Below are 15,218 nucleotides of genomic sequence, written 5' to 3'. Positions count from 1 at the left end.
ATTATATGTTATAGTGTCTCTTATCTAAAAACATATGTTTGTAAAATAAAGACAGGGAGATGGTAAAAATGGAGAAAATGTTTAAAGGATGGTGTGGCTTAGGCCTGGTTAAACGAATTTTTATAGGATTATTATTTGGAGTAGTTTTAGCATATATAGCTCCAAATAGTATGAGTTGGATAACAATTTTTGGAGATCTATTTGTAGGAGCTCTAAAAGCCGTTGCTCCAATATTAGTTTTTTTCTTAGTTATATCTGCAATTGTTCAACATAAAAAAGGTCAGAAAACAAATATAAAATCAATAGTTATATTATATTTATTGGGAACTTTTTTAGCCAGTTTAGTTGCAGTAATAGGAAGTTTTTTATTCCCAGTTACCCTATCCCTTGTATCTAATGTAAATATGGAGTCAGCTCCACAAAATATAGTTGGAGTTTTAAAAACTCTACTTTTAAACCTTATAGATAATCCGGTAAAAGCTCTTTTTAATGGAAATTATATTGGTATTTTATTTTGGAGTTCTTTATTTGGTATCTTTTTAAAGGAGGCTAAAGAAGGAACAAAAGAGGTAGTAATTGATATCTCTAAAGCTCTTTTAAAAGTTGTAAAACTTATCATAGAGTTTACTCCATTTGGTGTTATGGGATTAATATTTAGTTCAATAATAGCTAGTGGTGGAAGTGGATTACTATCATATGGAAAGATTTTACTTTTACTTTTAGGATGTATGGCAACAGTAGCTCTTATAATTAATCCAATAATAGCTTTTATAATGATTCAAAAAAATCCATATCCATTAGTTTTTACATGTTTAAAAGAGAGTGGGTTAACAGCATTTTTTACAAGAAGTTCAGCAGCAAATATTCCTGTAAATATGAATCTTTGCGAGAAGTTAGGTTTAGAAAAAGATATGTATTCTGTTTCTATTCCTCTTGGAGCGACAATAAACATGGCTGGAGCAGCAGTTACAATATCTGTGTTTGCATTAAGTGCAGCACATACTTTGGGAATTCAAGTGGATTTCTTTTCTGCAATTGTTCTAAGTGTTCTCTCAGCAGTAAGTGCTTGTGGTGCTTCAGGAGTTGCAGGGGGATCTCTATTACTAATACCACTTGCATGTAGTTTATTTGGAATATCTAATGATATAGCTATGCAAGTTGTTGGAGTGGGATTTGTTATAGGAGTTCTTCAAGATTCGTGTGAAACAGCATTAAACTCATCTACAGATGTTTTATTTACAAGTATTGCAGAATATTCCCAGTGGAGAAAAGAAGGAAGAGAAGTAGAAGTTAGCAAAGTGTAAAGATTAAAAGCTTAGATTTTTTTCTAAGCTTTTTTATTTTATATAAAGATTAAATTAATTATAAAAATACTTTAAAAATATCTTTAAATGATGTAGGATATAAAAAAGTCTTAAAAGAGGTGGTGTATGAAGAAAAAATATATTTGTTTGGCATTAATTACAGCTTTTTTAGCAAGTTGTAGCAGTATAGAAAAATCTGAGAATAGAGATAGTTATCAAATTCCAGTTGTTCCAGATAAAATAGTAGAGGAGCCAGTTGTACCAATGGTAACTTTACCTACTAAAAATAAATCAAAAGCTGTTGATGAGTTTGTTAATTCAAGGGTATTAGAGCATGGAAATTTAAGTTTTTATGCTATGGATGTAAAAAGTGGAGCAGTTATTGATAACTACAGAGGAGAAACAGCTTTAACTCCTGCATCAGTTTTAAAAATAGTTACTTCAGCAACAGCATTAGAGGTATTAGGTCCAGATACTGTTTTAGAAACTAAAGTTTTATATGATGGAAAAATATCTAAAGATGGAGTTTTAACTGGAAATATCTACATTCAAGGTGGTGGAGACCCAACTTTAGGTTCAGATGGAATCTCTATAAATAGAGAGGAGTTTTTAAAAAATTGGACTGAAGAGGTAAAAAGAGCAGGAATAAAATCAATTAATGGAAATATAATTGTATTAGATGATCTTTTTGGATATGAAGGAATACCAGGAAAATGGTTATGGGAAGATATGGGAACTAACTATGGACAAGGAACATATGGAATAAGTGTGTTTGATAATATTTATACTCTTTATTTAAATACAGGTATTTCAGGGCAAAAACCTGAAGTAATAAAAACTAAACCTGAGATTCAAGGATTAACATTTGATAATCAAAGCGTAGTAATGCCAGGTGGAAAAAAAGATATATATGTTAGAGGAATACCTTTAGAAAATAAAAGAAGAATTTTTGGAGTAGTTCCACAAAATAAAAATGGATTAACAATTCAAAGTGATATTCCTGATCCAGGATTATTTTTAGGACAATATTTTTCATATTATTTAAAAAGAGAAAATATAAAAGTAAATGGAAATATAAAAACAGCTAGATTAACTTCACAAAGACCGAGAAATCCAAAAGTTATAGCAGTAACGAAGTCTCCACCAATATCTGAAATAGTTAAAATTTTATTAACAAGAAGTGATAATCACTATACAGAACATCTATATCAATTAATAGAGAAAACAAAAGGTGTAAAGATAGAAAAGTTTTGGGAAGAGAAAGGAATTGATGTTCACTCTTTAACTATGAGAGATGGAAGTGGTTTATCTAGAGGAAATACTATTTCAACAAAGTTATTAGTAGAAATTTTATCTCACTCTAAGGATGGATTAGAAAATCTTTTACCTGTTGCTGGAAAAGATGGAACAGTAGCTCTATTTTTAAGAAATACACCTTTAGAAGGAAAAGTTAGAGTTAAAAGTGGAAGTATGAGTGGAATACAATCTTATGCTGGATATGTGGAAAAAAATGGAAGAACATACGCTTTTGCTATTGTAGTTAATCACTGGAATGGAGAGAGAAGCGAATTAAGAAAGAAAATGGAAAATCTATTAAATAGTGTCTTTTAAAAAAAGCTATGAAGTTTAATCTTCATAGCTTTTCTATTAAGTTATTATAATTGATTTTCACAAATTCCTTTTTTAATAAATTCATCAAGATTTTCATAAGATATTTCAATCATATTTGTTAAAGCTTCATCTGTATATGAACCAATATGTGGAGTTATTAATACTTTAGGATAAAGATTTAAAAGTTTTTCAACATTTTTATCAATCTCTTTACCAGCCATATTTTTAAAGAAGAACTCTTTTTCGTTAGAAAAGACATCTGTTGCAAATCCGCCAACTTTTCCACTTTCTAATCCTCTTATGATAGCTTCAACATCTTGAAGTTCTCCTCTAGCAGTGTTTATTATGATAACATCATCTTTAGCTTTACTAATAAGCTCATCATTGATTAAGTTATCATTAGATCCTTTTATATATGGACAGTGTAAGCTTATAATATCCGCATTTTTAATTAAATCATCCATTGAAACATACTCTAAAATATCTTTAGCATTTTCATTTTCGTAGATATCATAAGCAATAACTTTAGAACCAAGTCCTTTAAAAAGCTTAGCAGTTGTTAATCCGATTTTTCCAGTTCCAACAATACCTACAGTTAGATTTCTAATCTCTCTACTAAACATAAATTCATCTACAGTAAAATTCTTTTCTCTACTTCTATTTACCATATAAGTTCCTTTTCTAACTAAATTCATAGCAAAAGTAATTGCTAGTTCTCCAATAGCATTTGGAGAATAAGTAGGAACTCTAGCCATTTTAAATCCCATCTCTCTAGCAGCGTCTAAGTCAATATGATTATAACCTACAGTTCTTGTTAAAAGGTATTCAACTCCATATTCTTTAATTATTTCTAAATTTTTTCTATTAGCTGGACAATTTGCTCTTAACATAACTGCTTCATGACCCTTTATTAAATGAATATTTTCATCATTTAATAGCTCTTCAACTAAAGTTAATTCATATCCAAATCTATTTAATTTTATAAAAAAATCACGCTCTACTTTTCTAACACCAAAACATATTAATTTCATTGTAAACCTCCTATAAATTTATTAATCTATCCGAATATATGTAAAGATTTAATAATCTCTAAAACTACAATCCATAATGGCATACATATTACACTAAATACTGTAGATAGTAAAGAACAATTTGATGTCATAAGCGATTCTTTATCAAATTTTATAGCGTAAGCTGCTGCAACAGTAGCTGTTGGAGTTGCCATCATAATAACGACAGTAGCTAATCCTACAAAAGATATTGGTAGAATATTTGTAACATTTAAAATATATAAAGCAACTATATTTATAGCAGGAACTCCTAAAACTTTAACAAAACTGTAAATCCAAGAATCTTTCGAAGAGAAAGCTTCTTTTAGAGAGATATCTGCTAATTTTGCACCAATAGAAATCCAAGCTAATGGAGAGCAAAGAGCAGCTAAATAAGTCATAGGTTTAAATAACCAAAAAGCTGTTTTATCAATTCTTAAAAATGCATAACTTTTATCACCAATAGATACTTGAGGTAGCGAACTTTGGAAAACCCAAACAAACATACCTAAAAATGTAGCTAAAACAATTGGATTTAAAAACATCTGAGATACATTTTTTCGATCTACTTTAATACCAGACATTTTAATGTATCCGTAAGAATAAAGAAAAACTCTATATGCTATATTGAAAATAGAAGCATACATAACTCCAACTTCTCCATAAACAGCAGCGATAATTGGAATACCAAAGAAAGTAGTAGATCCAAATATAGTTAATACTTCTAAAACAGATTTCTTATCCCCTTTATATTGAATGTATAAAACCTTTGTTAAAAATATCAATAAAATATATATAGCAAATCCCCAAATTAAAAGATTGATACCTTGCTCTAAACTATTTTTATTGATATCTTGCATAAAAGAGTTAAAAGCTAAAGCTGGTAAAGATGCTGATAAAATAACGTCACTTAATGTTTTCGATGTTCCATCTTTTAAAACATTAGTTTTTCTAAGATAAAATCCAAAAAGAATGATTAAGACAGATGAAGAGATAGCACCAACAATACTATTATTCTTCAAAATACTTGAAATAATTTCACTAAAATTCATAAAATCCTCCTAAAATAATAAAATAAAATTTAAAAATGAAGTGCCCACCAATTAATATAGTTGCTTTTTTTGAAAAAAACAATTTTTTAAACTTTATAAATAGTTTTTTAACTTTTTTAAGTAAAAAAAGTTAAAATGATAAAAAAATAGACAAAAAAATTATCTAAATTTGTATAATATTTAATTGTACTAACTCTTTTTTATATGTTACTATAACAGTTATGAAGAGATTAAACTTTAAAAATAAAATAATGATTTGGGTTTTAATAATAAATTTAATACCCCTTATTTTTTCATATGCAATATTTTTTAATGAAAAAATAAAAAATGATGAAAATAATATAACAAAAAATCTTTTAGAAGCAGCTAAAGTTGTCAGTAGTAGTAATGAAATAAAAAAAAATTTACAACTGAGTTATAAAGGTGGTGAGATTGAAAAAAAAGTTGATTCACTAACAGATATATTTAGAGATATTGATATTATCGTAGTCGCAAATATTGAAGGAGTAAAATACTCTCATCTAGACAAAAATCAGATAGGGCAAAAGTTTGTAAATCCTGTTCAATGGAACGAGATAAAAAAAGGAGAGGGATATTTTTCTAAAATGATGGGATCAATGGGGATTACTTTTAGACGATTTGAGCCTATATATGATATAAAAAATAAAGAAGTGATAGGCTTTGTAATGGTAGGGAAATATTACACTGCAATTTCAGATATGAAAAAAAATACAGTTATAATGTTATGTTTACTATTTATAGAGGCTTTTGGACTAGCTTTTATATTAGCAATAACTTTTGCAAATGGTATTAGAAAGAGTCTATTTGGATTAGATCCAGAAGAGATTGGGAGACTGTATGTTGAAGAGAGATTAATAATAGATAATTTAGAATCAGGATTGATAGCTTTAAATACACAAAATGAAATACTTAAGGTAAACAGTGTTTTTTCTAAAAAATATGGTAAATTATCTCCAAAATTAATTTTAGAAAAGATAAGTACTTACTTAGAAAGGAAAGAGAATACTGCTAGAAATATAGAGGTAGTTATAGAAGAGGAGTACTATTATATAAAGATATTACCAATATATAATTTATCTGAATACTATGGAACAATATTACTTATAAAAACAAAGGATGATGTTAATAGATATGCTAGAGAAATTACAGGTATAGATCAGTTAGTTGATGGAATGAGAGCAAATATACATGAGTTTAAAAATAGATTACATGTTATATTAGGACTTATAAATCTTGAAAAAATAGATATGGCAAAAAAATATATTCTTGAGATACAGAATTTAAATGAGTATGATTTTAAAAAATTTACAAATATTAAAAATTCATTTTTAAAGGCTATGTTACTTGGAAAGGATGCAATTTGTAAAGAGAGAAAAATACAGTTTATAATAGATTCATATTCAGAAGTTTTAACTGAAAATAAAAGTCCTATAATTGAAGATATAAGTACAATCATTGGTAACTTAATAGAAAATTCTATGGATTCATTTAAAGAATCTAATATTATCGAAAAAATAATTAAAATAAAAATAATAGAAACAAATAAAAATATTGAACTTGAAGTTTGGGACAATGGAGAAAAAATTCCACAAGAATATTTTTCTAAAATTTATGAAAGAGGATTTTCTACAAAAGGAGATTTACGTGGTGTAGGATTAAGTATTGTAAAAAATAAAATATCATTATATAACGGAACAATTGAATTTGAACAAAATGAAAAATGGAAGTTCTTTAAAGTAAAGGTGGTGAAGTAATTGAAGAAAGTTTTAGTAGTTGAAGACGATCCAATGGTAGCAATGATAAATATGGAATATATATCAAAAATATCACAATTAGAAATAGTTGGACACGCTATAAATAAACAGGAAGTTTTTGAATATTTACAAAAATTTAAAGTTGATTTAATTTTAATGGATATTTTTCTAGGAGGGGAAAGTGGTTTAGATATTTTAAAATCTGTTAGAGGAGAGGGCTATACAGTTGACATTATTATGATAACATCAGCTAATGGAAGTGAAGATATAAAAAAAGCTTTGTCTTTGGGATGCTTAGATTATTTGATAAAACCTTTTGATTTTGAAAGATTTAAATGTGCTATTAAAAAATTCCATGATAAAAATGAACTTTTTAATGAGAAAAAAATAGTGCAAGAGGATTTAGACAGATTAAATATTCATAAAGAGGAAAATTTTGAAATTTTACCTAAAGGTTTAAATGAAAAAACACTTAATGGAATAATGAATAAAATTGATAATCTAAATGGAAAAGAATTCAATATTCGAGAGATTTGTGAACTAACAGATATGAGTAATGTCACTATAAAAAAATATTTAGATTACTTAGAAAAAATAGATTATATAAAAGAAAATATAATTTATGGGAATATTGGTAGACCGCAGTATGTATATAAAAAAATCTAAAATTAAAAATGCCTAGCTAATTAGCTAGGCATTTTTGTTATGATTGAATATCTTTATTTTCAGTATTTTCAGTTGGTTTATTTTCTATTAATAAACGACTTTCATCATATGCATAATCAGCAAAGTCAATTTTATAGAAAAGTGCATAGATAACTGGAATAACTCCAAGAGCTAAGAATGTATCTGTAACAAGACCAAAGATAAGAACAACTGCTACTGGTTGGAAAAGTGGTCCACCAAAGAAATATAATGGTAGTAATCCAACTAAAGTTGTAGCAACAGTTAGGAAAATAGGTCTAAGTCTTGATTGACAACCGAATACAACAGCATCTTGATCACTACGGCCTAAATCATCCTTTTCTATGGTCATCTTATCAACTAGAATGATGGCATGGTTTAGAACAACTCCAGCAAGAGCTATAATACCAATCATAGCCATAAATCCAAGATCAGTATTAGTTAATAACAATCCAATAGCAACTCCTAATATAGAAAGTGGAATAACAAGCATAATAGTTAAACCTTTTCTCATAGAGTTAAATTGTGCAACAACAAGGAAGAACATTCCTAAAATCGCTATTGGAACTTGTGCAAATAAAGCCTCTTGGTTTTCATCTGATGTTTGCATAATACCAGATGAGTAGTATTTAACATCAGGTCCCCACTCTTTAAGTTTTTCATCTAGCCAAGGCATAAACTTTTTATTAACTTCAAGAGGAGTAGTAGAATCTTTTACAGCAGCATCAATTTCAATAGAATAAGCCATATTTCTAGTAGCAACAAGGCTATCATAATATTCTAAAGATATTTTAGCAATTTGTTTTAAAGGAACAGCTTGTCCTTTAGAGTTTACAAGTTCAATAGATTGTATAGAGTTTAAATCATCCTTATATTGATCTGTACCTCTTAAAACTATTGGAATAACTGTACTTTGTGGTGGAGCATCAAAGTTTCTATAAACACTAGCATTATAACCTTGAAGAACATATTGTAAATATGTTCCAATAGTATCATTAGTAAAGCCAGCCATTTGAGCTTTTTCAGTATCTACCTCAATAAATATTTTAGGAACTTCAATTCCCCAATCATCAGATACAGCATAAGTACCATCAAGAGATGTAAGTTTAGTTTTAACTTCTTCCGCTACCTTTTTTAAAAGAGTTATATCACGTGAAGCAAAAACATATCCTAAGTCTTTAGCAAGAGAAACTCCACTTCCTAGACCTTTAGAAACAACATCTATATCTGGATATTTATTTAAAAGATATTCATTAATCTCCTGACTTAACTTAGGAATTAATCTATAGTCTGTTAAGTTATACATAATATATGCATATTCAGGAAGTTGTGTTTGTGGAGAATATCCTGTTGAGAATCTAGGAGCACCTCCACCAATAAATGATCCCCAACTTAAAACACCTGCTTTATCATATGTTTTAGTTGTACCACCAGTTGTTAGATAATCCCAAAGACCAGGTGGAAGAGGTTCTTGAGGACCAGTACTATAATTTTTTTCAATAAATTTATTTAAATCTTCAACAACAGCTCTTGTTTGATTAACATCTGTTCCCTTAGGTAAAGTTATATATGTTGACATAACAGGATCAGTTGAACCAGGCATAAAGTTAGATGGCGCAAGACCAAGTAACCAAATTCCAAAAGCAAAAGAGATAGCTGTTAGTACAATTGTAATCTTTTTATTTTTTAAAACTTTAATTAATATTTCTCTATATAAAACATATGGTTTACTATTAAGATTTTGCTTTTCACCAGGTTTTAGTTTTATAAAGTCATAACATAATAAAGGAATAAAAGTCTGGTTAATTAACCAAGAACTCATAAGAGCTAGCATAACAACAATTGTTAAAGGTCCAACATATTCTCCCATATTTTGTTTATTTAAAATAATTGGAGAAAAGGCCATTATAGTTGTTAGAGAACTAACAAAAAGAGGAATAGCCAGTGTTTTAGATGACTCTAAACAAGCTTCCATTCTAGGTTTACCTTCTTCTAATAAAACAGTTATATTTTCAGACATAACAACTGCGTTATCAACTAGCATTCCAAGTGCTATAATTAGTCCAGCAAGAGTAATTTGGTTAATTCCATAGTTAAACCAAAATAATCCAATTAGTGTAAATGCTATTGATGTTGGAGTTAGTGCAGCAACGATTAATCCAGATCTAAGTCCTAAGAAAACAAGCATTACTAGTACAATTGTAGTTACAGCTTGAAATAGGTTAACTATAAAAGCTGTTACATTTGTTTGAACTAAATCAGGAAGATAGTATATCTCTCCAATTTCAAGTCCTATTGGAAGAGAGTTTCTATAGGTTTTTAATGTTTCTTGAATACCTTTTCCCATTAATAAAACATCTTCACCAGATCCTAATGATATTCCTAAAACTAGAGAGTTATTTCCGTTAAAATCTATTGAATATGTAGAAGGATCTTGATATCCTTTATAAACATTAGCAACTTCACTTAAGTATATACTAGAATCACCGTTAGGACTTGTTATTATAGTATTTTTGATATCATCAATATTTTTAAAGTTACCACTAGGAGTTACTTTAAGTCTATTTTGATCAATAACAATATTTCCACCTTTAATAATAACATTTGAGCTATTTAAAGTATTTATAATATTTTCTAAAGTAAGTCCTGTTTGAGATAAAAGTTTATTATCAATATCTATATAAACAGTTTCATTTTGAATACCTGAAATATCAATACTTCCAATTTGTGGAACATTAAATAATAAAACTTCTTTTAGTTGATAAGCAGTTTCATAAAGTTCTTCGTAAGTATAACCTTCTCCACCAATAGCAAGAAGAGTTCCATAAATATCTCCATAGAATGTATTTATTTGAGGAGCTTGAACTCCTTGGGGAAGATTAGGTACAACGAATGTATTTATTCTGTTTCTAAGCTCTGTCCAAACAGGTTGGATATCTTTATACTCAGCTTTAATATTAACATAAACATTTGATTGTCCATCAGTATTAGTAGAATTTACATACCATAATGAATCCATATTTTGTACTTGATCAGCAATTCTTTTACTAACTAAATCAGCCATTTGTTTAGCTGTGGCTCCAGGCCAGTTAGTTGTAATTAATGCTACTTTTATTGTAAAACCAGGGTCTTGAGCTTTTTCAGATTTATCGTAGGATAGATATCCACCAATAAGTAGAATGACTATTAAAAAATAGGTTGTAACTTTATTTTTAATTGCTAGTTCCGTTAGTTTCATAGCTATTCAGCTCCTTTTAAAAGTGAAACCTTTTGATCTTCTAAAAGGACACTACTTCCTTTAGTAACAACATAGTCACCATCAGATAATCCACTAACTATTTCACTGCCATCTTCTGTGGTACTTCCTAATGTAACAAGTTGTTTTTTAGCTATACCAACATTATTTTCAAGATTTTTAACAACATAAACATATTTTTCTCCATTAGGAGCTGTTAAAATAGCAGTTAGAGGAACTGCAATAACCTTATTAGTATTGTCTGTGGTAACAATAACTTTAGCAGTCATACCAACTTTTACAGTATCTAAAGGATCCACAATTTTAGCTTTAACAGGATAAGTACCACCATATCCAACAGAAAGAGTACCAATGTTAGTAATAGTTCCTTTTATATTTAGGTTATTAAGAGAAGTTATTTCTATTTGAACCTCTTCTCCTAATTCTAAATCACCAACGACAGATTGAGAAACATTAAATTCAACATAACGTTCACCAAAAGTATTTAATACAAAAACTACTGTGCTAGAAGAAACATTTTGATTAACTTCACTTTTTACTTGTCCAATAGTTCCATCACTTGGAGCTGTTAACATAGTATAACTAAGATTAACCTTAGCTAGATTAACTGCATCTTCGAGAGCTTTAACAGAAGATATTGCTGATTTATAATTAGCAGTGGCACTATCATAAGATGCTTTTGAAATACTATTTTCTAAATATAGTGCTTCTGATCTTTTAAAGTTAGCTGTTGATTCAGCTAAATTTGCATTGCCTTTATCTAGATTAGAAAGTGCTTGTTGATAATTTAATTGATATTCAATTGGATCTAGTGTAGCTAAAATTTGCCCAGTTTTTACAGTATCACCTAATTGTGCAATACGATTATTTATAGTTCCTGAAACTCTAAAACTTAAATTAGAAAGAGCTTCTGTATTTACTGTTCCTGAATAAAAACGTTTGATACTATACTCTTTTTTTTCTACCTTCTCATAAACGACAGATTTTGCATCTCCAGTAGAATCTTTTGACTTATCTTTACCACATGCTAATAGCGCTAACAATAGTGTAACCACTAAAAATTTATTTTTCATAATTTATCCCTCCTAATTATCTAACTCTTGTTGAAGTTGAAGAAGTAAAACTTTTCTTTCAGATGGCTCCATAGTAAGAGATGACTTACCATAAAGATATTCAAGTTTTAGTGTAGAGTTAATTAAATTAAAATTCTCAATTACATGATTTAACTCTTGACTCAAAGTATTATTCTGAGCAGATAAAAAATCTGTTAGCGTAGTTGTTCCTTCTGTATATAGGTTAGTTACGATACCTAAATTTTTCTTAGCTACATCTGAAGATATTTTAGTTGTATAACTTTGTACAAAGTTAGTTAAAAGATTTGTATATGTTTGTAAAACTTCTTGAGCTAATTGATTTTGAGAAGAAAGTTTATTAAACTCAAGAGCTTTTAACTCACTTTTTATAGCTTGTCCGTTATAGTAGATTTCCCCTCCACTAATAAGAGGTAAACTGACATTGATTCCAGCTTGCCAATATTCATCTGGAAAATCTCCATTTGAATTTTTACCCCAAGGTGTAATCATATTATTTTTATAATAGTTTCCAGAGGCAGTTACTGTAGGTATATAACGTTCTCTATTATTTGATACTAGTTCTCTCTCTTTACTTTTGATAGTATTATCAAGTTGTTTTAATGAATTAGAGTTTGTAAGGGCACCACTTACTAAAAACTTTTCTATTTTTTTAGATTTTTCAGAACCAAAAGTAAAGTTTTTACCTAAATTTTCACTCAATAAGAAATATGGAGCAAGATCATCAAGAGTTTCATATGTATAAGTATTTCCCTCTGGATAGTTTAAAAGGTTATTTAAGTATATTTCTTGAGAACGAATCTCCCCTTTTACATTTGAAATATCTGAAAGAGCTCCTGCAACATTAGATTGTAATCTATAAACGTCTTGCAATCCTCCAGCACCAACATTATAGTTAATTTTAGCAACATTTAAAGTTTCTCTTAAAAGCTCATAGTTACTTGCCTGTATAGCTAATTGAGCTTTTAATTGTAGAATATTAACATATGTAGATGCTACATAATATATAGTAGCTAACTTTTGTTGATCAAAAGCTTTTCTATTTGAATCTAATGTTAATTTATCAATATAAACACTTGCATTTATTTGATCATTAAATATAACTTGTGAAAGTTGTAAATATGAAGCTACACTATTAGTAGGATATCCCTGTTTAAAGTCAGGAGATCTATCATCTAAAGCTGAGTAATTTGCATTAGCTGATAATTGTGGTAATCTCTTAGAATTAGTTACTTTAACATTATAATAACTAGTCATAATATTTTGTCTAACTTGAAGAAGATCAAGGTTAGAATTAAGAGCTCTATTTACAGCATTTTTTAGTGTAAGTTTAGGATTTTGTGTTTCTGGGGTATTTATTTGAGATAAATCCTGTAAGAAAATAAGATTAGGATAAATATCAATTTTTGTTGCAACTTCAGAATTTAAATAGATATCTTTTATAGGTGGATTAACCTCAACTATAGTACTCATATCTTTTTTAGTTTTAAAGAACATGTAGTTTAAAGAAGCTGCTCTTAATCTTTTTCTAAACTCCTTATTTAGATTTAATCCCGAATATGCATATGGTTTTAACTCTTCATTAAAATCAATTAAGAAAGATGGAATCTTTTTATCGATTGCATTGATTAGGTTTTCCTTATTAGCTCTAATAACATTAACTTTAATCCCAGGAAGCTTAACGTTTCGAGCAAGTTTATTTAAGTTATTTGAATTCATATTTGAGATTAAAACATCAATCTCTGTAACTCCGTTCAGTTCTTTAAAAGGCATTAAATAATCATTTAAATTAAGATTACTATAAATGTAGTTTAAATTTTTAGGAATATTCATTCCTTTATCTCCAAAACCTAAAGGAACAGAGTAAAATTTATTTTGTTGTAGATTAGATATATTTTCTAATGGTGCACAAGTTAATATAAAAACTCCATCAATTTTGGGATTTTTATTTAATTTATTTATACCATCTTGAATATTATGATTTGTCAGATAAAATTTTTCAGTAATTTTAGGCGAAAAATTTGTACCTGCAAAATTTTTATTTAATTCATCTTTAAGAATTTCTAAAGCAGTCTCTGAACATTGTGAATGATTCTCTAAGATAACTCCAACATCAAGAGTTTTAGCGAATAAAGAAAAATTAAAAATAAAAAGTAAAAAAAGTATTTTTCCCATAAGGACCCTCCCTTAAAAAATTAGTTGTATCATTATCATATTCTATTGAAAGTAAAAAAATCCTTTTGAAAATAAAAAAAAGAAGTATAAAAATACTTCTTTTAGACCTATAATATATTAAAATTGAAATTTACTTAAATAATTTTTAACATCTTCCATTATATCCTCTACACAATTATCTTCAAAAGGTGATTTTAATTTAGCAACTTTCAATAAATTTAAGAATGATTTTGTTCCACCTTCATGACAAAGATTTAAATAATCTTTCCAACTTTCTTGATAGTTTTTATTCATTTTTTGCCAAAATTGTAGAGCACAAATTTGAGCTAAGGTATAATCTATATAGTAAAATGGAACTTCAAATATATGAGCTTGTTGGAACCACCATGTTCCTTTTTCTAAAAAAGGATTTTCTGAATAATCGCAATGAGGTTTATAAGTTTTTTCTAACTCTCTCCATATAGATTTTCTTTCAGCTGGAGTTAAATTAGGATTTTCATAAACTTTATGTTGGAAGTGATCCACTAAAACTCCATAAGGTATAAATTTAATAGCACTACTTAAGTGTAAATATTTGTATTTATTTGTATCCTCTTTAAAGAAATTTTCCATCCAATTCCAAGTGAAAAATTCCATACTCATCGAATGTATTTCAGAACTTTCATATGTAGCCCACAATAGCTCTGGAATTTCAATCCAACTTGATCTGAAAACTTGAAAAGCATGTCCTGCTTCATGTGTTAAAACATCAATATCTCCACTTGTTCCATTAAAATTGGAAAAAATAAAAGGTGACTTATAATCAGGAATAAAAGTACAATATCCCCCTCCAGCTTTACCTTTTTTAGTTGTTAAATCCATTAAATCATTTTCAATCATGAAGTCAATAAATTCAGCAGTTTCAGGTGAGAGTTCATGATACATCTTTTTTCCCTGTTCAATAATCCAGTTTGAATCCCCTTTAGGAGTTGGATTTCCATCATTGAACTCAAATTTTTCATCATAATATTTAAGAGATTCTAATTCTAATCTTGTTTTTTGTTTTTCATATAGAGATGAAGCTAATGGAACGATACTTTCAACAACCTGTTTTCTGAAAGAATCTACCATTTGAGCATCATAATCTACTCTATTCATTCTTAAATATCCTAACTCTATAAAATTACTGAATCCTAACTTCTCAGCTATTTTTACTCTTATTTTTACAAGATTATTAAATAT

10 protein-coding genes are annotated in these 15,218 nt (G+C 28.2%); 4 read left to right on the top strand and 6 right to left on the bottom strand.

Translation table 11 applies throughout. From position 1 onward, the window contains the following. The first annotated feature begins 68 nt into the window (after positions 1-68). Positions 69-1,304, top strand: coding sequence for a serine/threonine transporter SstT (gene sstT / locus Q0V08_RS06040; protein ID WP_297432988.1), 1,236 nt, complete (start codon positions 69-71; stop codon positions 1,302-1,304). A gap of 126 nt (positions 1,305-1,430) precedes the next feature. Then, positions 1,431-2,915 (top strand): D-alanyl-D-alanine carboxypeptidase/D-alanyl-D-alanine-endopeptidase, encoded by a 1,485-nt coding sequence (gene dacB, locus Q0V08_RS06035; RefSeq protein ID WP_297432986.1) that lies wholly within the window; start codon positions 1,431-1,433, stop codon positions 2,913-2,915. A 44-nt stretch (positions 2,916-2,959) separates the two neighbouring features. Here dacB and Q0V08_RS06030 read toward each other — a convergent pair whose 3' ends face one another. Further along, positions 2,960-3,946, bottom strand: a complete 987-nt coding sequence (locus Q0V08_RS06030) for a 2-hydroxyacid dehydrogenase (protein ID WP_297432984.1) — start codon at positions 3,944-3,946, stop codon at positions 2,960-2,962. 26 nt (positions 3,947-3,972) lie between these two features. Beyond that, complete coding sequence (locus tag Q0V08_RS06025; RefSeq protein WP_297432982.1) at positions 3,973-5,016, bottom strand: AEC family transporter; 1,044 nt, start codon at positions 5,014-5,016, stop codon at positions 3,973-3,975. A gap of 221 nt (positions 5,017-5,237) precedes the next feature. On the opposite strand from Q0V08_RS06025, the gene Q0V08_RS06020 reads away from it, so the two are divergent. Continuing rightward, a complete protein-coding gene (locus Q0V08_RS06020) occupies positions 5,238-6,791 on the top strand; it encodes an ATP-binding protein (RefSeq protein ID WP_297432980.1) in 1,554 nt (517 codons plus the stop codon). Next, positions 6,792-7,457: a response regulator gene (locus Q0V08_RS06015; protein WP_297432978.1), complete on the top strand. Its 666-nt coding sequence runs from the start codon at positions 6,792-6,794 to the stop codon at positions 7,455-7,457. Between the two features lie 37 nt (positions 7,458-7,494). Here the strand turns inward: Q0V08_RS06015 and Q0V08_RS06010 are convergent, their stop codons facing one another. The 4 genes from Q0V08_RS06010 to Q0V08_RS05995 form a co-directional block, all read right to left on the bottom strand. Further along, on the bottom strand, positions 7,495-10,713 hold the full coding sequence (locus Q0V08_RS06010; protein WP_297432976.1) for an efflux RND transporter permease subunit: 3,219 nt from the start codon (positions 10,711-10,713) through the stop codon (positions 7,495-7,497). 2 nt (positions 10,714-10,715) lie between these two features. Next, positions 10,716-11,804, bottom strand: a complete 1,089-nt coding sequence (locus tag Q0V08_RS06005; protein ID WP_297432974.1) for an efflux RND transporter periplasmic adaptor subunit — start codon at positions 11,802-11,804, stop codon at positions 10,716-10,718. A gap of 12 nt (positions 11,805-11,816) precedes the next feature. Continuing rightward, positions 11,817-13,997 carry a TolC family protein gene (locus tag Q0V08_RS06000; RefSeq protein WP_297432972.1) on the bottom strand — a complete coding sequence of 727 codons (2,181 nt, stop codon included), beginning with the start codon at positions 13,995-13,997 and terminating at the stop codon, positions 11,817-11,819. A gap of 117 nt (positions 13,998-14,114) precedes the next feature. Further along, positions 14,115-15,218, bottom strand: a 1,104-nt coding sequence (locus tag Q0V08_RS05995) for a M3 family oligoendopeptidase (protein WP_297432970.1), incomplete at its 5' end; no start/stop codon positions are given.

Source organism: uncultured Cetobacterium sp., from assembly GCF_947038635.1.
Lineage (GTDB): Bacteria > Fusobacteriota > Fusobacteriia > Fusobacteriales > Fusobacteriaceae > Cetobacterium_A.
This window is presented reverse-complemented; position numbering and strand designations above follow the sequence as displayed.

What these genes read in the sequence shown, in the direction of transcription:
- Q0V08_RS06020 (WP_297432980.1), top strand. Translation starts at nt 5,238, where the DNA reads ATGAAGAGATTAAACTTTAAAAATAAAATAATGATTTGGGTTTTAATA.
- Q0V08_RS06010 (WP_297432976.1), bottom strand. Translation starts at nt 10,713, where the DNA reads ATGAAACTAACGGAACTAGCAATTAAAAATAAAGTTACAACCTATTTT.
- Q0V08_RS06005 (WP_297432974.1), bottom strand. Translation starts at nt 11,804, where the DNA reads ATGAAAAATAAATTTTTAGTGGTTACACTATTGTTAGCGCTATTAGCA.
- Q0V08_RS06030 (WP_297432984.1), bottom strand. Translation starts at nt 3,946, where the DNA reads ATGAAATTAATATGTTTTGGTGTTAGAAAAGTAGAGCGTGATTTTTTT.
- sstT (WP_297432988.1), top strand. Translation starts at nt 69, where the DNA reads ATGGAGAAAATGTTTAAAGGATGGTGTGGCTTAGGCCTGGTTAAACGA.
- dacB (WP_297432986.1), top strand. Translation starts at nt 1,431, where the DNA reads ATGAAGAAAAAATATATTTGTTTGGCATTAATTACAGCTTTTTTAGCA.
- Q0V08_RS06000 (WP_297432972.1), bottom strand. Translation starts at nt 13,997, where the DNA reads ATGGGAAAAATACTTTTTTTACTTTTTATTTTTAATTTTTCTTTATTC.
- Q0V08_RS06025 (WP_297432982.1), bottom strand. Translation starts at nt 5,016, where the DNA reads ATGAATTTTAGTGAAATTATTTCAAGTATTTTGAAGAATAATAGTATT.